Consider the following 23,915-nt stretch of genomic DNA (forward strand, 5'->3'; position numbering starts at 1 on the left):
CGGCGTGGTGGAGTCCGGCTCCGGGCTACCAGGCCACCGGCAGTTCGGTGAGGCCGCCGGACAACTGGCCGTCGAGCAGCCGCAGTTCGTCCGCCGGCAGCGCCAGGCGCAGGTCCGGCAGACGGGTGAACAGCCGGGTGTAGAGCGTCTTGAGTTCGATGCGCGCCAGGGGGGCGCCGATGCAGTGCCACATGCCGTGGGCGAAGGTCAGGTGTGGGTTGGGGGTCCTGGTGATGTCGAACCGTTCCGGTTCGGCGTAGACCCGTTCGTCGAAGTTGGGGAGGCTGAAGTCGAACAGGACCAGGTCTCCGGCCCGCATCGTCACGCCGCCCATCTCGACGTCCTCGGAGGCGTAGCGGGGCAGGATCGACCCGCCGGCCTTGGCGGCCCGCAGTATTTCCTCCACGGCGAGGGTCATCAGGTCCGGGTCCGCCAGGGCCGCCGCGCGCTCCTCGGGGTGGGTGGCCAGGAGCACCACGCCGTGGTCGAGGAACGTCACGACGCTGTCGAGGCCGGCGAACAGCAGGGACACGATGAGCGGTGCCACGCGCTCCTCGGGAAGGCCGCTTTCGGACAGCCGCGTGATGATGTCGCTGTCGGGCCGGGCCCGCCTCTGCTCGACGAGTCCTCCGGCGAACGCGAAGAGTTCGCGCTGCGCCTCCTTCACGCTCTCCCGGTCACTCAGCATGGCCATGCCGGCCAGCTTCGTCGTGAGCTGTTCGCGGTTCTCCGGGGGGACGCCGATGATGTCGCAGAGCACCGTCAGGGCAACCGGCACGGAGACGCCGCTGTGCAGGTCGCCGGGCGGCCCCTGGGCGATGAACCGGTCCAGTACGGCGTCCACGACGGACGCCACCTTCGGTTCCATCTCGCGCACCCGCCGGGCGGAGAACATCGGCGTGAGCCGGCGCCGCACCTCGGCGTGCGTGCGGCGTCCCGCCTCGGCGTCGGTGTCGATGATCATCAGGTCCAGGAACGGGGTCTTGACGTACCGTGCCGCGTTCTCGGGGTCGGGGTGCGTGTGGCCGACGCGCCCGTCGTTGAGCAGTTCCTTGAGTTCGGCGTGGCGGGTCACCAGCCATCCTTCGTCCCCGGCGGGGGTGCGCACCCGGCAGATCGGCCCCTGCTCCTGCAGTTCGCGCAGTTTCGGGCCCAGCCGCAGCAGGCCGGGGGGCGCGAGGTCGAGGGAGGGCAGACCCTGGGAGGGAGCGGTCATGTGCGTGTCCTGCCTTTCTCGTGGAGGTGCGTGCAGGTGACCGGCGCGGCCCGGCGGGCGGCCGAAGGCCGCCCGCCGGGTGGGTCACCCCGGTGCCGTCACTCGGCGCCGAGGGATCCGAGCCACTCCTGCATGATCTGCGCGGTGAGCGCGGCGTCGTCCCCGACCATGGAGAAGTGGTCCGCCTCCACCTTCCGCAGATGCGCGGTGGGGATCAGGTCGCTCTTCTCCTCACCGCTGGACCGGTCGATCCCGGGCCGGTTGGCGGGGTCCTTCAGCGTCATGCCGTCGTGGTCCTTGAGCGCGTGGACGATCAGCACCGGGGCGCTCGTGTGCTGCACCTCGAGCCGGTTGATCAATCCCATCCACCGACCCATCGCGGACAGCCGGGAGTTCGTCATGCGGACCGGCGAGTCCTCCTGGTTCAGGAAGTTCTGCCGCATCATCCCGGGGTAGTCGATGGGCTCGTGGGCCTCGTGCCGGAAGCTGAGGCTGTCGAGCAGGATCACCGCCGCGGGCTTGATGCCCCAGGTGCTTTCCAGCAGGCCCGCCGCCGCGTAGGCGTACGACCCGCCGGAGGAGTGCCCGACCATGACGAAGGGGTGCCCGTCGCTCGCCCGCAGCGCGCTCTCGGCGATGACCCTGACCGCGGCGTCGATCGTGGCCGGCATCCGCTCTCCTGCGGAGAATCCGACCAGGGGCACCGCGGAGACCTGCCGCTCGCCACGGAAGTGCGCGGCGAGCCGGGCGTACTCGTGGACGCCGCCGTTGGCCGTGGGCGTGCTGATGCAGATCAGCCGCGGCTCCGCGGTGCCCTCGGCGAGCGTGGTCGGCAGCGGCAGGTCCTCCAGTTCCGCCGTGTTCTCGAAGGACGGCCGGAGGGCGCTGAGGGCCGAGAGCAGGCGCTGTGCCTCCGGGACCCTGTCGTTGTGCATGGCGTCGAGGAACAGCCGGTCGATCGAGTCGATCTCCTGCCCCGCGGCCGGGCCCCTGAGGTCGGTGCCGGAGAAGGCGCCGTCCGGGCCGGACTGTGCGGCGAGTTCGCTGCGCAGCCAGGTGGCCAGGTTCTCGGCGGTCCTGTTGTCGAAGACCACGGTGGCGGGCAGTTGCAGCCCGGTGGCCGCGGCCATCCTGTTGCGGAGCTCGACCGAGGTGAGCGAGTCGAAGCCCAGCTCGAAGAAGTCGCGGTCGTCCTTGACCTCGTCGGCGGATGCGTAGCCGAGGATGACTGCGACCTCGGCGCGGATCAGGTCGATGATGCGGCGTGCGCGCTCCGCCTCCGGGAGTTCCCGCAGCTGCTGGACGAATCCGGCCGTGCCCGACGCGCTCGCGGCGTTCGCCGCGGCCCGTCGGCTCCGCCGGACCAGGGCGCGGTAGGGCGGAGGCACTTCGCCCGGGAACAGGCCCTGGTTCTGGGCAGGTCCGGTGATGTCGCCCATGGCCGCCACGACCGGCTCGGGGGACCCGAGGGCGGCGTCGAACATGGCCGTGCCCTGCCTGATGGTCACCGGCGACAGGCCGTTGGCCCGCATCCGGTTCATGACGCTCTCCGGCAGTTCGCCCATCATGCCGGACTCCACGGCCCAGTGGCCCCACGACTGTGCCTGACCCGGCAGGCCCAGGGCGGTGCGGTGGCGGGCCAGTCCGTCCAGGAAGGCGTTGGCCGCCGCGTAGTTGGCCACGCCCGGGGCGCCGAGCAGACCGGAGAGGGACGAGAACATCACGAACGCGTCCAGGTCGAGGTCCTTGGTGGCCTCGTGCAGGTGCCACGCGCCGTCCGCCTTCGGGCGCAGCACGCCGGAGAACCGTTCGGGGGTCAGCGACGTCACCAGGCCGTCGTCGAGGATGCCGGCGAGGTGCACCACCGCTGTCAGCGGGTGCTGCTCCGGGATCGTGCCCAGCAGGGCGTCGACGGCGGCACGGTCCGCCGTGTCGCAGGCGGCGATCGTGGGCACGGCGCCCAGCTTCCGCAGTTCGTCGGCCAGTTCGGCCGCGCCGGGCGCCGCCGGGCCGCTGCGGCTGACCAGGAGCAGGTGCCGGGTGCCCGTGTCGGCCAGCCACCGGGCGAGGTGGATGCCCAGCGCTCCGGTGGCGCCGGTGATCAGGACGGTGCCCTCCGGGTTCCAGGACGACCGCCCCGGGTTGACGGGGGCGGGCAGCCAGCCCAGCCGGCCGATGTGCACCACGCCGTCGCGTACGGCGAACTGGACGTCCTCCGAGGCCGTCAGGGCCGGCAGCTTCGTGAGGAACTCCGTCAGGTCGGCACTCTCGTCGAGGTCGGCCAGGATGAAGCGGCCGGGGTGTTCGGCGTGTGCCGAGCGCATCATGCCCCAGACGGAGGCGGCGACGAGGTCGTCCCCGTAGACCGCTCCGTTCGTCACGAACACCAGCCGCGACGTGCTGAACCGCTCCTCGGTGAGCAGCCCCTGCACCAGGTCCAGCGCCTGTGCGGTCGCCCGGTGGACCGCCTCGGGAACGTCGCCTTCCGTGGGCGGCACCGGCACCGCGATCAGCTCCGGCGCGCCCTCGACATCGGCCAGGGAGGCCGTGCCGAGCGGCGCGAGCACCACGCTGTGCGTGTCCGGCGCGGGCTCCGCCTCGGGAGCGGGCAGCCAGTCCAGCCGCAGCAGGGTGTTGCTCTGGCGAGCCGCAGTGGGCTCCGGCGCGTCCGGCGGGGTGCTCACGGTGACGGACTCGGCCGTCAGCACGGGGGCCCCGGAATCGTCGACCGCGGCCAGGGAGACGGACTCCTCTCCGGTCTTGGTGATGCGTACGCGCACCGCCGTCGCCCCGGAGGCGTGCAGGGACACTCCGTTCCAGCAAGTGGCCTGCTGGATGCGGTCCTCCTCCCCCGCACCGGACAGGGACGAGGCGTGGAGCGCCGCTTCGAGCAGTGCCGGGTGCAGGCCGAAGCGCTCGGCGTCGGAGGCGGTGTCGCCTTCGAGCCCGGCTTCGACGAACACCTCGTCGCCGCGGACCCAGGCCGCCCGCAGCCCCTGGAAGGCGGGGCCGTATCCCGTCCCGTCGTAGAAGCCGTCCAGGTCGACGGCGGACGCGCCGCTGGGCGGCCAGGCCGAGGCGTCGAAGTCCGCGGCGCGCTCGCCCGGGAGGAGCGTGCCGGTGGCGTGCTCCGTCCACTCGTCGTCGGGTGCGTCCTCCGGCCGCGAGAAGAACCGGATCTCCCGGTGGCCCTTCTCGTCCGGTGCGCCGAGCCGGACCTGTGTCACCAGGGCCGTGCCCGGGACGAGCACCAGCGGTGCGCCCAGGGCGAGTTCGCCGATCTGTTCGCAGCCTGCCTGGTCGCCCGCCCGGACGGCGAGTTCGAGGAACCCGGAGGCCGGGAAGACGGCCTTGCCGCCCGGCGCGTGCTCCTTCAGCCAGGGGTGGGACTCCGCCGCCAGCCGGCTCGTGAAGAGCATGCCGCCGGATCCGGCCAGGGACACCGCGGCGCCCAGCAGCGGGTGCGCGGCGGGTGTCAGACCGGCCGAGGCCACATCGCCCACCGCAGCACCGGGCTTGGGCCAGTACCGCTGACGCTGGAAGGCGTAGGTGGGCAGGTCGACGCGGCGGGCACCGGTGCCCTCGAAGAACACGGACCAGTCCACCCCGACGCCGGCCGCATGGAGACGGGCGACGGCGGTGAGGAGGGTGGTCACCTCCGGATGGTCCTTGCGGAGCGCCGGCACGGCCACCGGGATGCCCTCCAGATTGTGCTGGGCCATCGCCGTCAGCACGGTGTCCGGGGACAGTTCCAGGAAGGCGGAGGCTCCTTCGTCGGCCGCGGAGCGGACGGCGTCGGCGAAGCGGACGGGTTCACGGACGTTGCGGACCCAGTAGTCGGCCGAGCCCATCAGCTCGTCGGAGGCCTCCGCACCGGTCACGGTCGACAGGACCCGGATCTTCGGGGTGCGGAACGACAGGCCCTCGGCGATGCTCCGGTATTCGTCCAGCATCGGGTCCATCAGCGGTGAGTGGCCGGCGTTGTGCACCGCCACCCGCCGCGTCTTGTGGCCTTCTGCGGCGAGTTCGTCGGCGATGCGCAGCACCGGGGCCTCTTCCCCGGAGATGACGACGGCCTCCGGTCCGTTGACCGCCGCGATCGACACCCCCTCGACCAGGCGCGCGGCCACCTTCTGCTCGGTGGCCTGGATCGCCACCATGGCGCCGACCGGCAGGTCGTTCATCAGCCGTCCACGGGCCGCCACCAGAGTGCACGCATCGGCCAGCGGGAGCACTCCGGCCACATGGGCCGCCGCGATCTCGCCGAAAGAGTGTCCGATGACGAAGTCGGGGCGGACGCCCCAGGATTCGACGAGCCGGTAGAGCGCCACCTGGATCGCGAAGAGTGCCGGCTGGGTGAAGCGGGTCTCGTCCAGGCGCCGGGCGTCGGTGCGCATCACGTCCGGCAGCTCGGCGTCGAAGTGGGCCAGGACCTCGTCCAGGGCCTTCGCGAACACCGGGAACCGGTCGTACAGTTCACGGCCCATGTCCACCCGCTGCGCGCCCTGCCCCGGGAAGAGCATCGTCAGCGACCGGTCCGTGGCCGCGTCGCGCGCGACTTCGGCGGTGCCGTCCTCCCCGGCGAGCAGCACGGCGCGGTGTTCGAGGACCGAGCGGGTCGTGGCCAGGGAGTAGCCCACGTCGAGCAGCGGGAGTCCGGGACGCTGCCCGACCCACTCGCAGACCGACTCGATCTGGGCGTCCAGCGCCTCGGGCGTCCTGCCGGACAGGAGCCACGGGACCGTCCCCGTGTCAGCGGTCCGGGCGTCCTGGGCGGAATGCGCGGGGACGTCGGGGGCCTGCTCCAGGATGGCGTGGGCGTTGGTGCCGCTGATGCCGAAGGAGGAGACGGCTGCGCGGCGCGCACGGCCGGTCTCCGGCCAGTCGGTCGTCTCCAGCAGGAGCTCGACGTCGCCGGCCGTCCAGTCGACGTGCGTGGTGGGCGTGCCGACGTGCAGGGTGCGCGGCAGCACGCCGTGCCGCATCGCCATGACCGTCTTGATCACACCTGCGGCGCCGGCGGCGGCCTGGGTGTGGCCGATGTTGGACTTGATCGTGCTCAGCAGCAGCGGACGTGCGGGGTCACGGTCCTGTCCGTAGGTGGCGAGCAGGGCCTGCGCCTCGATGGGGTCACCGAGCGCCGTGCCCGTGCCGTGCGCCTCGACGGCGTCCACGTCGGCCGTGCCCAGCCCGGCATTGGCCAGCGCCTGGCGGATGACGCGCTGCTGGGACGGACCGTTCGGTGCGGTCAGGCCGTTGGAGGCACCGTCCTGGTTGATGGCCGAACCACGCACCACTGCGAGAACTTCGTGCCCGTTGCGGCGGGCGTCCGAGAGCCGTTCCAGGACGAGCATGCCCACGCCCTCGGACCAGCCCGTGCCGTCGGCATCGTCCGAGAACGCCTTGCAGCGGCCGTCCGTCGCCAGCACGCCCTGACGGCTGAAGCTGGGGAAGCTCATCGGGGTCGACAGGACGGTCACGCCGCCGGCCAGGGCGAGCGAGGACTCGCCCGAACGGAGCGACTGCACGGCCCAGTGCAGGGAGACCAGCGACGCGGAGCATGCGGTGTCGAGGGAGACCGCCGGTCCCTCCAGGCCGAGGATGTACGAGATCCGTCCGGACAGGACGCTGCCTGCCAGTCCGGTTCCGCCATGGCCCTCGACGTCCTCGCCGGAGTTCAGCACGGCACCGAAGTAGTCGACGCCGTTGGTGCCGACGAAGACGCCGGTCTGGCTGCCCCGCAGGGACAGCGGGTCGATGCCGGCCCGCTCGACCGCCTCCCAGGACGTCTCCAGCAGCAGGCGCTGCTGCGGGTCCATGGTGACGGCCTCACGCGGCGAGATGCCGAAGAAGCCGGCGTCGAAGTCCGCGATGGCGTCGAGGAATCCGCCCTTGGAGGTGCCGGTGTAGCCGGTTTCGCCTTCGGCCCTGCCCAGGACGGCGCCGAGGTCCCAGCCCCGGTCCGTCGGGAAGTCGGCCATGCCTTCACGGCCTTCGAGGGCCAGCTGCCACAGGTCCTCCGGGGACCGCACGCCTCCGGGCAGCCGGCAGGCCATGCCCACGATCACGACCGGGTCCTCGGCCACCGGCGCCGCCACGACCGCCGGGACCGGCGCGTCACCGTGCTCGTCCAGCAGCACGGCGACCAGGTGCCCGGCCAGCACTGTCGGGTTCGGGTAGTCGAAGACCAAGGTCGCCGACAGCCGCAGGCCCGTCACCGCCGAAAGCCGGTTGCGCAGCTCGACGGCCGTCAGGGAGTCGAAGCCCAGATCCTTGAACTCACGCCGTGCGTCGACGGACTTGGCCGACGCGTGACCGAGCACCGCAGCAGCCTCGCCCCGCACCACATCGGCCATGAAGCGGACGCGCTCGTCCTCGCCCAGTCCCGCCAGCCGCCCGGCCAGTTGCACGGCCGTGCCGGCACCCGTCGCCGTGGTCGCAGCGGCACGGCGGGTCCCCCTGAGGAGACCGCGCAGCAGCGGGGGCACCTCGCCGCGAACGCGCGCGCCTGCAGCAATGGGGCCGATGGGGACGAGATACGTCTCGTCCGTAGCGGTGGCGGCGTCGAACAGTGCCAGTCCTTGCGCGATCGACAGCGGCGGCACTCCGGAGGAGGCGATGCGCTGCGTCTCCGCCTCCGACATCGTGCCCCTCATGCCGCTCCCCTGCGCCCATACGCCCCAGGCGAGCGACTGGGCGGGCAGACCCTGCGCCGCCCGGTACCGGGCCAGGGCGTCGAGGAAGACATCACCGGCGGCGTAGTTGCCCTGACCGGCACTGCCCATGACGCCGGAGACGGAGGAGAAGACGACGAAGGCGGCCAGGTCGAGGCCCTTGGTGGCCTCGTGCAGATGCCAGGCACCGTCCGCCTTCGGGCGCAGCACACCCGACACGCGGTCGGCAGTCAGCGATGTCACCACGCCGTCGTCCAGCACACCGGCGGTGTGGATCACCGCGGTCAGCGGATGCCCGGCCGGCACCGAGGCCACCAGTCCTGCCACCGCCTCACGGTCCGCCACATCACAGGCCACGACGGCGACTTCGGCGCCCAGAGCAGCCAACTCCTCCCGCAGCCCGGCCGCGCCTGGAGCATCCGCCCCACTACGGCTCACCAGCATCAGGTGCCGCACACCACGCTCGGCCACCAGGTGCCGGGCGAGCACACTGCCCAGGCCACCGGTACCACCGGTGATCAGCACCGTGCCGTCCGCGTTCCACTGCGGCACGGCGGACGGCGCGTCACCGTCGGCCGCCGAACGGGCCAGCCGGCCCACGAGCACGGCGCCGTCGCGCACGACGAACCGGTCGCCGTCGGAAGCGGCCAGGCCCGGCAGTCGGGACAGCACGTCCGAGACGTCACCGTCCTCGGCGTCCACCAGCACGAACCGGCCCGGGTGCTCCAGCTGCGCCGACCCCACCAGGCCCCAGAGGGCAGCGGCGGCGAGGTCACCGCCGGACAGCGCACCGTGCGTCACGAACACCAGCCGCGACGAGGTCAACCGCTCCTCGCGAAGCCACTGCTGGACCAGTTCCAGCGCCTGCGCCGTCAGCACGTGCACGGTCTCCGGGATGCCGCCGCCGGTGCCCGACACGGGAACCACGACCAGGTCCGGAGCGTCCGTGACGTCGGCCGGGGAAGCGGTCCCGAGCGGGGCGAGCACCACGCTGCGCATCTCCGGCGAGGCCTCCGCCCGCGGTGCGGCCACCCACTCCAGGCGCAGCAGCGAGCCGGCGGCAGCGGCCCTCTCGCGCACGGCCGTCCGGGCTCCCAGGACCAGGGAGCCCGCGGACAGCACGGGCCCGCCCTCGGCGTCCGCGACGGCGACCGAGAAGGTGTCCTCGCCGTTCCTGGCGACGCGGATCCGCACGGCCGAGGCTCCGCCGGCGTGCAGCGAGACCCCCGCCCACGACTGCGGCGCGACCTCACGGCCGGCCCCGGCCACCTGCACCGCAGCCTCCAGCAGCGCCGGATGCAGGCCGAAGGACTCGGCGGCGTCCGCGTCGCCCGGCAGCACGGCCTCGACGAACACCGTCTCGTCACGGGTCCAGACCGCCCGTACCGTCCGGAACACCGGGCCGTGTTCGGCGGCGAACTCCTCCGGGTCCACGGCCACGGCACCGTTCGGCGGCCATACGGAAGCGTCGAACTCCACCGTGGTCCCGGCGGGCTTCAGCACGCCGTGGGCGTGCTCCGTCCACTCCCGGTCCGTCGCTCCCGCAGCTCGCGAGTACATCCGCAGCTTGCGCGCACCCGACTCGTCCGGAGCACCGACCCACACCTGGAGCAGCACGGCGGCGTCCTCGTCGAGCACGAGGGGCTCGGTGAGGGAGAGTTCGCCGACCTGCTCGCAGCCGACCTGGTCGCCCGCATGGACGGCCAGTTCCAGGAACCCGGCGGAGGGGAAGACGGATGTTCCGTCCACCACGTGGTCCAGCAGCCAGGGGTGCGTCTGTGCCGACAGCCGGCCGGTGAACAGCACCCCGTCGAAGTCGGCCGCGGGCAACGCCGCGCCCAGCAACGGGTGTTCCACGGACACCAGGCCTGCGGCGGACACGTCACCGACCGCAGCCCCGGGCTTCGGCCAGTAGCGCTCGTGCTGGAAACGGTAGGTGGGCAGGTCGACGCGGCGGGCACCGGTGCCGTCGAAGAACGCGGCCCAGTCCACCTCGACGCCGGCCACGTGCAACCGCGCGAGGGCGGTCAGCAGGGAGGTTTCCTCGGGGCGGTCCTTGCGCAGGGCGGGGACGGCGAGGGTGGTGTCAGCGTCGAGGGTGTGCTGGGCCATGGCGGTCAGTACGCCGTCGGGGCCCAACTCCAGGAACGCGGAGGCACCTTCGTCCGCCAGAGCACGGACGCCGTCGGCGAAACGAACCGTCTCACGGACATTGCGCACCCAGTGATCGACAGAGCCCACCAGCTCAGCGGAGGCACGCTCACCCGTCACGGTCGAGACGACGGGGATCCGCGGAGCCTCGAAGGACAGGTCTTCGACGACCTGGCGGAAGTCCTTCAGTATCGGCTCCATCAGCGGCGAGTGGAAGGCATGGCTGACCGACAGCCGCTGCGTCTTGCGGCCATCGGCCGCGAACTCACCCGCGATGCGCAGAGCCTCGGCCTCGTCGCCGGAAATCACCACGGCCTGCGGACCGTTGACGGCCGCGATCGACACGCCCTCCGTCAGCCGCGCAGTGACTTCCTGCTCAGTGGCCTCAACAGCCACCATCGCCCCGCCCGCCGGCAGGGCCTGCATCAACCGCGCCCGCGCAGCGACCAGCCGGCACGCATCCTCCAGCGAGAACACCCCCGCCACATGCGCCGCCGCAACCTCACCGATCGAATGCCCCGCCACAAAGTCCGGACGGACCCCCCAGGACTCCACCAGGCGGAACAACGCCACCTCGACGGCGAACAACGCAGGCTGCGTGAACCCTGTCTCGTCCAACCGCTCCCCGTCGGAGAACATCACCTCCCGCAACTCACCATCGAAGTGCGCCAGCACCTCATCCAGAGCCCTCGCGAACACCGGGAACCGGCCGGACAACTCCCGGCCCATCCCCACCCGCTGCGCACCCTGACCCGAGAACAACACCGCAAGCCTGCCGCCGACATCCCCGGCAACCCCACGCACCACCTCAGCAGCACCCTCCACACCAGACAGCAGCACCGCACGATGCTCCAGATGCGCACGGGAAGTCGCCAGCGAGAAACCCACATCCAGCGACGAGAGTCCGGGACGCTGCCCGACCCACTCGTGCAGCGACTCGACCTGGGCGTCCAGTGCCTCGGGCGTCCTGCCGGAGACGAGCCACGGAGTCGCCGTCCGCGCGTCGTCGGCCCGGGGTTCCCCGGCCGGGCGGGCGATGGGCTCCGGAGCCTGTTCCAGGATGGTGTGGGCGTTGGTGCCGCTGATGCCGAAGGCGGACACGGCGGCGCGGCGCGGCCGGCCGGTCTCCGGCCAGTCGGTGGTGTCCAGCAGGAGCTCGACGTCGCCGGCCGTCCAGTCGACGTGCGTGGTGGGCGTGTCGACGTGCAGGGTGCGCGGCAGCTTGCCGTGCCGCATCGCCATGATCGTCTTGATGACACCGGCGGCACCGGCCGCCGACATGGTGTGGCCGATGTTGGACTTGAGCGAGCCGAGCAGGAGCGGACGCGCCGGGTCGCGGTCCTGGCCGTAGGTGGCGAGCAGGGCCTGCGCCTCGATGGGGTCGCCCAGGGTGGTGCCCGTGCCGTGGGCCTCGACGGCGTCCACGTCGGACGTCGACAGCCCGGCGTTGGCGAGGGCCTGGCGGATGACGCGTTGCTGCGACGGGCCGTTCGGTGCCGTCAGGCCGTTGGACGCGCCGTCCTGGTTGATGGCCGAGCCGCGCAGGACCGCGAGGATCTCGTGGCCGTTGCGCTGTGCGTCGGAGAGGCGTTCCAGGACGAGCATGCCCACGCCCTCGGACCAGCCCGTGCCGTCGGCCCCGTCCGCGAACGCCTTGCACCGGCCGTCCGTCGCCAGCCCGCCCTGGCGGGTGAAGCTGGGGAAGCTCATCGGGGTCGACAGGACGGTCACGCCGCCGGCCAGGGCGAGCGAGCACTCCCCGGAGCGCAGGGACTGCGCTGCCCAGTGCATCGCCACGAGGGACGACGAGCAGGCGGTGTCGAGGGTGATGGCCGGCCCCTCCAGGCCGAAGGTGTAGGCCACGCGTCCGGAGACGACGCTGCTGACGAGGCCCGTGCTGGTGTGACCCTCGAGGTCCTCGCGGGAGTTCATCACGAGCAGCGTGTAGTCCTGGCCGCTGGTGCCGACGAAGACGCCGGTCTGGCTGCCCCGCAGGGACACCGGGTCGATGCCGGCCCGTTCGATCGCCTCCCAGGAGGTCTCCAGCAGCAGCCGCTGCTGCGGATCCATCGACAGGGCCTCGCGCGGCGAGATGCCGAAGAAGCCGGCGTCGAAGTTGCCGACGCCGTCGAGGAACCCGCCCTGCGAGGTGCCGCTGCGGCCGCGGTCGCCCTCCGCTCCGCCGAGCAGGGCGTCGAGGTCCCAGCCGCGGTCCGTGGGGAAGTCGCCGATGCCGTCGCGGCCTTCGAGGACCATCTGCCACAGGTCCTCCGGGGTCCGGACGCCGCCGGGCAGTTGGCAGGCCATGCCCACGATGACGATGGGGTCCTCGGCCACCGACGTTGCCACGACCGCCGGGGGCGGCGTGTCGCCGTGCTCGTCGAGCAGCAGGGCGACGAGGTGCCCGGCCAGCACCGTGGGGTTCGGGTAGTCGAAGACCAGCGTCGCCGAGAGCCGCAGGCCCGTCACGGCGGACAGCCGGTTGCGCAGCTCGACGGCGGTCAGGGAGTCGAAGCCCAGGTCCTTGAACTCGCGCCGTGCGTCGAGGGACTTGGCCGATGCGTGGCCGAGCACCGCAGCAGCTTCGTCCCGCACCACGTCGGCCATGAAGCGGACGCGCTCGTCCTCGGCCAGTCCCGCGAGCCGCCCGGCCAGTTGGACGGCCGTGCCGGCACCCGTCGCCGTGGTCGCAGCGGCGCGGCGGCCGGACCTGACCACTCCGCGCAGCACGGGCGGTACGGGGCCCGTCACGCGTATCGGGCCGGAAGTCCGGCCGAGCGCGACGAGGTTGGCGGTGTCGCATGCGCCCGCCGCGTCGAGGAGGGCGAGTCCCTGCTCGGCGGAGAGGGGGGTCGATCCGTAGGCGGCGATGCGCTGCATCTCCGCCTCCGACAGGTCGGCCGTCATGCCGCTGCCCTGCGCCCATGCGCCCCAGGCCAGCGACTGGGCGGGCAGGCCCTGCGCCGCGCGGTGCCGGGCCAGGGCGTCGAGGAAGACGTTGCCGGCCGCGTAGTTGCCCTGGCCGGGTGTGCCGGTCACGCCGGAGACGGAGGAGAAGACGATGAAGGCGGCCAGGTCGAGGTCCTTGGTGGCCTCGTGCAGGTGCCAGGCACCGTCCGCCTTCGGCCGCAGTACGCCCGACAGGCGGTCGGCTGTCAGCGACGTCACCATGCCGTCGTCCAGCACGCCCGCGGTGTGGATCACCGCGGTCAGCGGGTGCCCGGCCGGCACCGAGGCCACCAGACCGGCCACCGCCTCGTGGTCCGCCACATCGCATGCCACGACGGCGACTTCGGCGCCGAGAGCGGCCAACTCCTCCCGCAGCTCGGCCGCGCCGGGCGCGTCCGGGCCGCTACGGCTCACCAGCATCAGGTGCTTCACGCCGCGCTCGGCCACGAAGTGGCGGGCGAGTTCGCGGCCGAGGCCGCCGGTGCCGCCGGTGATCAGTACCGTGCCGTCCGGTGCCCAGGTGCGCGGCATGGTCAGCACGATCTTGCCGATGTGCTGGGCGCGGCTCATGTGGCGGAACGCCTCGCGGGCCCGCCGCACGTCCCACGTGGCGACCGGCAGCGGACGCAGTACGTCGGCGGCGAACAGCTCCAGCAGTTCGGAGAGCATCTCCTGGGTCCGTTCGGGGCCGGCTTCCGCGAGGTCGAAGGCGCGGTAGCGGACCCCGGCGAGCGACTCGGGCTCGCGGATGTCGGTCTTGCCCATCTCCAGGAAGCGGCCGCCGGGTGCGGTCAGCCGCAGCGAGGCGTCGACGAACTCGCCGGCGAGGGCGTTGAGGACCACGTCGACGCCGTGTCCGCCCGTGACGTCGAGGAAGCGCTGCTCGAAGTCGGTGGTGCGGGACGAGGCGATGTGGTCGTCGGCGACGCCCAGTTCGCGCAGGGTGTCCCACTTGCCCTCGCTCGCCGTGGCGAAGACCTCGGCGCCGAGGTGGCGTGCCAGCTGGATCGCCGCCATGCCGACGCCGCCGGCGCCGGCGTGCACGAGGATCTTCTCGCCGGGCTTGAGGTCCGCGAGGTCCTTCAGGGCGTAGAGGGCGGTCAGGAAGACCAGCGGCACCGACGCGGCCCGGTCGGCCGACCAGCCGTCGGGGATCCTGGCGAGGAGCCGCTCGTCGGTCACGGCCACCGGGCCGAAGCCGCCGAACAGCGTGCCCATCACACGGTCGCCCGGGCGCAGTCCGCGCACCTCGGGACCGGTCTCGGTCACCACGCCGGCGCCCTCGGCGCCGAGCAGGCCGGCCTCGCCCGGGTACATGCCCAGGGCGTTGAGCACGTCGCGGAAGTTCACGCCGGCGGCCTGGACCGCGACCCGGACCTGCCGCGGCTCCAGCGGCTCCAGGGTCTCCGGGCAGGGCGCGAGCAGCAGGTTGTCCAGGCTGCCCCTGTCCCGGGAGTCCAGCCGCCAGGGCACGCCGGCGGGCGGCAACAGCCCGGCCCCGCCGCCCAGGTGGGCCAGGCGCGGCACGCGCACGGCGCCGTCGCGCACCACGAACTGTTCGTCGCCGGTGGCGAGCAGGCCCGGCAGGGCCGGAAGCACGGCCGACGGGTCGCCGTCCTCGGCGTCCAGCAGTACGAACCGGCCGGGGTGCTCGGACTGTGCCGACCGCACCAGGCCCCACACCGCGGCGCCCGCGAGGTCCGGTACGGACTCGCCCTCGTCGGCGGAGACGGCTCCGTGGGTGACGAACACCAGCCGCGACCCGGCCGATTCCTGCCGGGCGGCCCACTCCTGCAGCAGGGCCAGGATCCGGACCGTCAGCGCGTGCGTGGCGGCGGGTACGTCGTCTCCCGCACCGGACACGGGAACCAGCACCAGGTCCTCGTCGCCGGTGAGGCCGGCCAGGGAGGTCACGGATGCGTCCGTGCCGAGTCCCTCGGCGCCCAGGGTGACGGACCGGACCTCGGCGGGCTGCACCTCGGGGGCCGGGACCCAGTTCAGCGACAGCAGCGTGTCGTACTCCGTGCTGCGCGCCGCGAGTGCCGGGGCCACCGAGGCCGACGTGCCGCGCAGGACCAGCGCCTCCGCCGACAGCACGGGAGCACCTTCGACGTCGACGGCCGCGATGGACACGGAGTCGTCGCCCGTCTTCGTCACGCGGGCCCGGACGACCGGGGCGCCGGCGGCGTGCAGCGACACGCCTCGCCAGGCGAACGGCATGAGGAGCTGGTCCGCTGCGCCGACGCCGGCCATCCTGTGGGACTGGATCACCGCGTCGAGCAGCGCCGGGTGGATGCCGAAGGCCCCCGCCTCACCGGCGGCATCGCCCGGGAGCACGGCTTCGAGGAACGCCTCGTCCTCGCGCTGCCACACCGAGCGCAGTCCCTGGAACGCGGGGCCGTACCCGGTCCCGTCGTAGAAACCCTCCAGGTCGACGACCACGGCGTCCCGCGGTGGCCAGACCTCCGCGTCGAAGGCCTCCATCCGTTCTCCGGCGGCCAGCGTTCCGTTGGCGTGCTGGATCCACGGTCCGTCGGGCGCACTGTCGGGGCGCGAGTGCACGGAAATGGTGCGGGCACCCGTCTCGTCGGGGGCGCCGACCAGCACCTGGACCAGCGTCGCGTCCTGCTCCGCCAGCACGAGCGGGGTGAGGAGGACGAACTCCTCGATCCGGTCGCACCCGACCTGGTCGCCGGCGCGCATGGCCAGTTCCAGGAATCCGGTGGCCGGGAAGAGGACGTTCCCGCCGATGGCGTGGTCGGTGAGCCAGGGGTAGGTCTGGAGCGACAGCTTGCCCGTGAACACCACTTCGCCGGATTCCGCGAGGGCGAGCATCGCGCCCAGCAGCGGGTGTTCGGCCGGCAGCAGACCCGCACCGGTCACGTCCCCGGTGGGCGCGGCGGGCCGGGGCCAGTAGCGCTCGTGCTGGAAGGGGTAGGTGGGCAGGTCGATGCGGCGGGCACCGGTGCCGTCGAAGATCCCGGACCAGTCGACCTCGACGCCGCTCACGTGCAACCGGGCCAGGGCGGTGAGCAGGGCGGTCTCTTCCGGGCGGTCCTTGCGCAGGGCCGGAACCACGAGCGCCGCCTCGTCCAGGGTGTGCTGGGCCATGGCGGTCAGCACGCCGTCGGGGCCCAACTCCAGGAACACGGAGGCACCTTCGTCCGCCAGCGCACGAACGCCGTAGGCGAAACGAACCGTCTCACGGACGTGCCGGACCCAGTACTCCGCCGAGCACAGCTGCTCGTCCGCAGCGAGACCGCCGGTCACGTTCGACACCAGCGGAATGCCCGGCGTGTTGAACGACAGGCATTCGACAACCCGGCGGAAGTCCTTCAGCATCGGCTCCATCAGCGGCGAGTGGAAGGCATGGCTGACCGACAGCCGCTGCGTCTTGCGGCCATCGGCCGCGAACTCACCGGCAATGCGGAGAGCCTCGGCCTCGTCGCCGGAAATCACCACGGCCTGCGGACCATTGACGGCCGCGATCGACACGCCCTCCGTCAGCCGCGCAGTGACTTCCTGCTCAGTGGCCTCAACAGCCACCATCGCCCCGCCCGCCGGCAGCGCCTGCATCAGCCGTGCCCGTGCCGCCACCAGCCGGCACGCATCCTCCAGCGAAAAGACCCCCGCCACATGCGCCGCCGCAACCTCACCGATCGAATGCCCCGCCACAAAGTCCGGACGGACCCCCCACGACTCCACCAGGCGGAACAACGCCACCTCGACCGCGAACAACGCAGGCTGCGTGAACCCCGTCTCGTCCAACCGCTCCCCGTCGGAGAACATCACCTCCCGCAACTCGCCATCGAAATGCGCCAGCACCTCATCCAGAGCCCTCGCGAACACCGGGAAACGGCCGGACAACTCACGGCCCATCCCCACCCGCTGCGCACCCTGACCCGAGAACAACACCGCAAGCTTGCCGCCGACATCCCCGGCAACCCCACGCGCCACCTCAGCAGCACCCTCCACACCAGACAGCAGCACCGCACGATGCTCCAGATACGCACGGGAAGTCGCCAGCGAGAAACCCACATCGAGGGGCGAGGGGCCGGTCAGCGCGGTGATCTGTCCCAGCTGTGCTGCCAGTGCTTCCTCGGACCTCGCCGAGACGAGCCAGGGCACGGCCGACGGCGTGATCTTCGGCTCGTCCTCGGTGCCGGGCTCCTCGGCGGCGGGGGCCTGTTCGATGATGACGTGCGCGTTGGTACCGCTGATCCCGAACGACGACACCCCCGCACGCCACGGCCGATCCACCACCGGCCACGACCGCGCCTCCGACAACAGCTTGACCGCACCGGACGACCAGTCCACATGCGACGACGGCGCACCCACATGCAACGTCCTCGGCAACACACCATGCCGCATCGCCAGAACCGACTTGATGACCCCCGCAACACCCGCAGCAGCCTGCGTATGACCAATATTCGACTTGATCGAACCCAGCCACAACGGCCGCCCCGCACCCCGCTCCTGACCATACGTCGCCAGCAACGCCTGCGCCTCGATCGGATCGCCCAGCGGCGTGCCCGTGCCGTGGGCCTCGACCACGTCGACCTCGGACGCGGACAGGCCGGCGTTGGCGAGGGCCTGACGGATGACGCGCTGCTGCGACGGACCATTGGGGGCCGTCAGGCCGTTGGAGGCGCCGTCCTGGTTGACCGCCGATCCGCGCACCACCGCGAGGATCTCGTGCCCGTTGCGCTGTGCGTCGGAAAGCCGCTCCAGGACGAGCATGCCCACGCCCTCGGACCAGCCCGTGCCGTCGGCCCCGTCCGCGAACGCCTTGCACCGGCCGTCCGTCGCCAGCCCGCCCTGGCGGCTGAACCCGGCGAAGCTCATGGGGCTCGACAGCACCGTCACACCACCGGCCAGCGCCAGCGAGCACTCGTCGGAGCGCAGTGCGTGGGCCGCCAGGTGCAGCGAGACGAGCGACGACGAGCATGCGGTGTCGACGGTGACCGCCGGGCCCTCCAGGCCGAAGCTGTAGGAGACGCGCCCGGAGAGGACGCTGCCCGCGAGGCCGGTGCCGCCGTGGCCTTCGACGTCCTCACGGGAGTTCATCACGACACCGACGTAGTCGACGCCGTTCGTGCCGACGAAGACGCCGGTCTCGCTGCCCCGCAGCGACACCGGGTCGATGCCAGCCCGCTCCAGCGCCTCCCAGGAGGTCTCCAGCAGCAGGCGCTGCTGCGGATCCATCGCCACGGCCTCGCGGGGCGAGATGCCGAAGAAGCCGGCGTCGAACGCGGCGGCGTCGACGAATCCGCCTTCCGTCGTCACGCTCCTGGCTTCGCCACCGAGGGCATCGAGGTTCCAGCCGCGGTCCGTGGGGAATTCCGAGATGCCGTCCCGTCCGTCGGACAGCAGCTGCCAGAGCTCTTCCGGCGATCGCACCCCGCCCGGGAACCGGCAGGACATCCCGACGATGGCTATGGGCTCCTGCTTTCCGGACTCCGCCTCCCGCAGCCGCTGACGGGTCTGGTGCAGATCGGCCGTGACCCACTTCAGGTAGTCAACGAGCTTTTTGTCATTCGACATGGTGCAGAACCTTCCGTGGATATGAATGAGGTCGGACTCAGCGATCGCTCTGGCGGCCGAGCTCGTTGTCGATGAAGGCGAAGATCTCGTCCGTGCTGGCGGCTTCGAGCCGCTCGACGACCTCCGCGCCGGCGTCCTCCGCCTCGGTGCCCCGCCAGTTCTCCAGCATCTGGAGGAGGCGGCCGGAGACGGCGGCCCTGGTGCGGGGGTCCGGTGCGCCGGCGGCGAGAGCGGAGTCGAGCCGGTCGAGCTGTGCGAGGAGCGCGGTGCCCGTGCCGGCCGCGGTCTCCTCCACGAGCCGGGAGACGAGATGTCCGGCGAGTGCGGTGGGGTTGGGGTAGTCGAACACGAGGGTGGCGGGCAGCCGCAGCCCCGTGGCGCCGGTGAGCCGGTTGCGGAGCTCCACGGCGGTCAGCGAGTCGAAGCCCAGGTCGTGGAACTCCCGCCGGGCGTCGACGGATCCGGCCGAGGCGTGCCCGAGGACGGCGGCCGCTTCGGTGCGCACGAGGTCGGTCACGAAGCGCGTGCGCTCCTCCGGCCGTGCCTCGCGCAGCCGGCGGCCGAGTGCCTCGGCCGTTCCCGCACCGCCCCCGGTGCTCGCGGCCGTGCGCCGCGCCCCCTTGACGAGGCCGCGCAGCAGCGGCGGCACCACGCCGCGCGCCCGGGTGCCCGCGGCGACCGGCCCGAGGGCGACGAGGTACGGCTCGTCGGACGCGGTGGCGGCGTCAAACAGGGCCAGCCCCTGCTCGGCCGACAGCGGCGGTGCGCCGGACGCGGCGATGCGCTGCATCTCCGCCTCGGAGAGGGTCCCCGTCATGCCGCTCCCCTGCGCCCATGCACCCCAGGCGAGCGACTGGGCGGGCAGGCCCTGCGCCGCGCGGTACCGGGACAGGGCGTCGAGGAAGACGTTGCCGGCCGCGTAGTTGCCCTGACCGGCGCTGCCCATGACGCCCGAGACCGACGAGAAGACGACAAACGCGCGGAGGTCCGTGCCTCGGGTGAGCTCGTGCAGGTGCCAGGCCCCGTCGGCCTTCGGCCGCAGCACGTGCGACAGCCGCTCGGGGGTCAGCGACGTGACCACGCCGTCGTCCAGCACACCGGCGGTGTGGACGATCGCGGTCAGCGGGCGGTCCAGTGAGTCCAACAGCCGGGCGACAGCGGCACGTTCGGTCGTGTCGCAGGCCGCGACGACCACGTCGGCGCCGAGAGCGGACAGTTCGTCGCGCAGCTCGGCCGCGCCCGGTGCGGCCTCGCCCCGCCGGCTCGTCAGCACCAGGTGCTTGATCCCCCGCTCGGCGACGAGGTGCCGGGCCAGCAGGCCGCCCAGGCCGCCCGTACCGCCCGTGATCAGTACCGTGCCGTCGGGGTCCCATGCGGATGCGGCGGGCGCCGGCCCGTCCTGCGCTGCCGCGCGGGCCAGCCGGCCCACGTGCACGGCGCCGTCGCGCACGACGAACTGAGCGTCGCCCGAAGCCAGTAGACCCGGCAGGGCCGGGAGTACGGCCGGCAGGTCGCTCTCCTCGGCGTCCAGCAGTACGAACCGGTCCGGGTTCTCCGACTGGGCCGAGCGCACCAGGCCCCACACCGCGGCTGCGGCGAGATCGGCGCCGTCCACCGCACCGCGCGTCACGAACACCAGGCGCGACGCGGCGAACCGCTCCCCCGCCAGCCATTCCTGCATCAGGCCCAGGACCTGTGCCGTCAGCCCGTGAACCGTGTCGGGGTACTCGCCGCCCGTGCCCGCCACCGGCACCACGACCAGGTCCGGGACGTCCGTCAGCGATGCGAGGCCCGCGGCACCGAGCGTCACACTCCGCACCTCGTCAGAAGCCGTCGCTTCGGGAGCCGCCACCCACTCCAGCCGCAGCAGCGTGCCCTGTTGCGTGCTGCCCTCGCGGTGGACCGGTTGCTTCCGGGGGCCCAGGACGAGTGCGTCCGCGGAGAGGACCGGTGCGCCCTCGGGGTCCGCCACGGCGACGGAGAACGTGTGCGCGCCGGTCTTGACGAGGCGTATCCGCACCGTCGAGGCGCCGGTCGCGTGCAGCGACAGTCCGGTCCATGACGACGGCGTGAAGTCGCCGTCGTGGCTGGTCGCTTGTGTCACCGCCTCCAGCAGTGCCGGGTGCATCGCGAAGGCTCCGGCGTCGTCCACGTGACCGGGGAGGGCGGCCTCCGCGAACGTCTCCTCGCCCCGGCTCCACAGCGCGCGGACGGTGCGGAACACCGGTCCGTGTTCCGCAGCGCGTTCCTCCGGATCCATGGCCACGGCACCGCTCGGCGGCCACACCGCGGCGTCGAACTCTGCTGCCGGGGCATCGGAGTTCAGCAGCACGCCCTCGGCGTGCTCCGTCCACGGTCCGTCCGCGGAGTCCGCGGGCCGCGAATGGATGCGCACCGTGCGCGCACCCTCCGCATCGGGGGCACCGACCCGCACCTGGACGAGCACGGCGGCGTCGTCCCCGTCCAGCACCAGCGGGTCGGTGAAGGTGAGTTCGCCGACCCGCTCGCAGCCGGCCCGGTCGCCCGCGTGAACGGCCAGTTCCAGAAACCCGGCGGCGGGGAAGACGGGCACCCCGTCCACCACGTGGTCCAGCAGCCAGGGATGGGTCTGCGCCGACAGCCGGCCGGTGAACAGCACGTCGCCGGAGTCCGCCAACGACAGCGCCGCGCCCAGGAGCGGGTGCCCGGCGGGCACGAGCCCGGCAGCGGACACATCACCCACCGGGGCCGCCGGCCTCGGCCAGTAGCGTTCGCGCTGGAAGGGGTAGGTGGGCAGGTCGATGCGGCGGGCACCGGTGCCGTCGAAGATCCCGGACCAGTCGACCTCGACGCCGGTCACGTGCAACCGGGCCAGGGCGGTGAGCAGGGCGGTCCCTTCGGGGCGGTCCTTGCGCAGGGCCGGGACCGCGAGCGCCGCCTCGTCCAGGGTGTGCTGGGCCATGGCGGTCAGCACGCCGTCGGGGCCCAACTCCAGGAACACCGAGGCCCCTTCGTCCGCCAGCGCACGAACGCCGTCCGCGAAACGAACCGTCTCACGGACGTGCCGCACCCAGTACTCTGCCGAGCACACCAGATCGCCAGCGGCAAGCCCGCCGGTCACGTTCGACACCAGCGGAATGCCCGGCGTGCTGAACGACAGGCCTTCGACAACCCGGCGGAAGTCCTCCAGCATCGAATCCATCAGCGGCGAGTGGAAGGCGTGACTGACCGACAGCCGCTGCGCCTTACGACCTTCAGCGACGAAATCACCGGCGATTCGGACCACTTCGGCCTCGTCACCCGCGATCACCACGGCCTGCGGGCCATTGACCGCCGCAACGGAAACGCCCTCGGCCAGCCGCTCCACGGCCTCCTGCTCAGTGGCCTGGATCGCCACCATCGCACCACCGGCGGGCAACGCCTGCATCAGCCGTGCCCGCGCAGCGACCAGCCGGCACGCATCCTCCAGCGAGAACACCCCCGCCACATGCGCCGCCGCAACCTCACCGATCGAATGCCCCGCCACAAAGTCCGGACGAATCCCCCAGGACTCCACCAGGCGGAACAACGCCACCTCGACCGCGAACAACGCAGGCTGCGTGAACCCCGTCTCGTCCAACCGCCCCCCGTCGGAGAACATCACCTCCCGCAACTCACCATCGAAATGCGCCAGCACCTCATCCAGAGCCCTCGCGAACACCGGGAAACGGCCGGACAACTCACGGCCCATCCCCACCCGCTGCGCACCCTGACCCGAGAACAACACCGCGAGTGGACGGCTCGTGTCCGCGTGCCCGCGCGCCGCCTCGGTCAGGTCGCCCTCGGGGCACCCGGCCAGCAGGACTGCCCGGTGCTCGAACACCGAACGGCCCGCAGCCAGTGACAGCCCGACGTCCGTGGGCAACAGCGATCCTGCCAGTGACGAGATCCGCTCGATCTGCGCCGCCAGTGCTTCCTCGGACCTGGCCGAGACCGGCCAGGGCACGACGCCCGGCACGAGCTCCGGCTGCTCAGTCGGTTCCTCGGCGGCGGGGGCCTGTTCGATGATGACGTGCGCATTGGTACCGCTGATCCCGAACGACGACACACCCGCACGCCACGGCCGATCCACCACCGGCCACGACCGCGCCTCCGACAACAACTCCACCGCACCGGACGACCAGTCCACATGCGACGACGGCGCACCCACATGCAACGTCCTCGGCAACACACCATGCCGCATCGCCAGAACCGACTTGATGACCCCCGCAACACCCGCAGCAGCCTGCGTATGACCAATATTCGACTTGATCGAACCCAGCCACAACGGCCGCCCCGCACCCCGCTCCTGACCATACGTCGCCAGCAACGCCTGCGCCTCGATCGGATCGCCCAGCGGCGTGCCCGTGCCGTGCGCCTCCACCAGGTCCACGTCCGATGCCGGGACCCCGGCATCGGCGAGGGCCTGCCGGATCACCCGCTGCTGCGACGGGCCGCTGGGAGCGGTGAAGCCGTTGGAGGCGCCGTCCTGATTGACCGCCGAGCCGCGCACCAGGGCGAGGACGGGGTGCCCGTTGCGCCGGGCGTCGGAGAGCCGCTCCACGAGCAGCACGCCCACTCCCTCGGACCAGCCCGTGCCGTCGGCGTCGTCGGAGAACGCCTTGCAGCGTCCGTCCGCCGCCAGGCCGCCCTGCCGGCTGAACTCCATCAGGGAGCCGGGGGACGACATGACATTGACTCCGCCGACCAGTGCCAGGGAGCACTCGCCGGCCCGCAGGGCGTGCGTCGCAGTGTGCAGGGCCACGAGCGAGGAGGAGCATGCCGTGTCGACCGTCACCGCCGGGCCCTCCAGGCCCAGCGTGTAGGAGAGCCGGCCGGAGGTGGCGCTGGCCGCGATGCCGGTGCCGATGTCTCCGGTGGCGTCGTCCAGGGAACGGACGAGCAGGTAGGCGTAGTCCTGGCCGTTGGTGCCGACGAAGACGCCGGTACGGCTGCCCCGCAGGGACTTCGGGTCGATGCCGGCCCGTTCGATCGTCTCCCAGGAGGTCTCCAGCAGCAGCCGCTGCTGGGGGTCCATGGTGACGGCCTCGCGGGGCGAGATCCCGAAGAAGCCGGCGTCGAAGTCCGCGACTCCGTCGACGAAGCCGCCTTCCTGGCTGACGGCGTTGCCGCGTTTGTCGACCCCTGCCTCGCGCAGGGCGGCGAGGTCCCAGCCCCGGTCCGCGGGGAACGCGGAGATCGCATCCTTTTCCGAGGCCAGCAGCTCCCACAGGTCCTCGGGCGAGCTCACGCCGCCCGGGTAGCGGCAGCCCATCGCCACGATCGCGATCGGTTCCGTGGCCGCGGCGACGAGCCTGCGGTTCTGCCGGCGCAGGTTCTCGGTCTCCTTGAGCGAGGCGCGAAGGGCCGCGACTACCTTTTCA

General features: G+C 72.3%; 2 protein-coding genes and 1 pseudogene. All 3 read right to left on the reverse strand.

All coding sequences use genetic code 11. The features are described 5' to 3' along the window. Positions 1-25 precede the first annotated feature (25 nt). Positions 26-1,216, reverse strand: coding sequence for a cytochrome P450 (locus ACLHRZ_RS00455; protein WP_490416128.1), 1,191 nt, complete (start codon positions 1,214-1,216; stop codon positions 26-28). Positions 1,217-1,314: 98 nt separating this feature from the next. Next, entirely contained in the window at positions 1,315-18,534 is a 17,220-nt protein-coding gene (locus ACLHRZ_RS00460) for an SDR family NAD(P)-dependent oxidoreductase (protein ID WP_490416129.1), read from the reverse strand. 37 nt (positions 18,535-18,571) lie between these two features. Beyond that, positions 18,572-23,899 (reverse strand): annotated as a pseudogene (locus ACLHRZ_RS00465) (type I polyketide synthase); the annotation flags it as partial. Positions 23,900-23,915: the final 16 nt, after the last annotated feature.

It is taken from the genome of Streptomyces sp. AM25 (assembly GCF_058146165.1).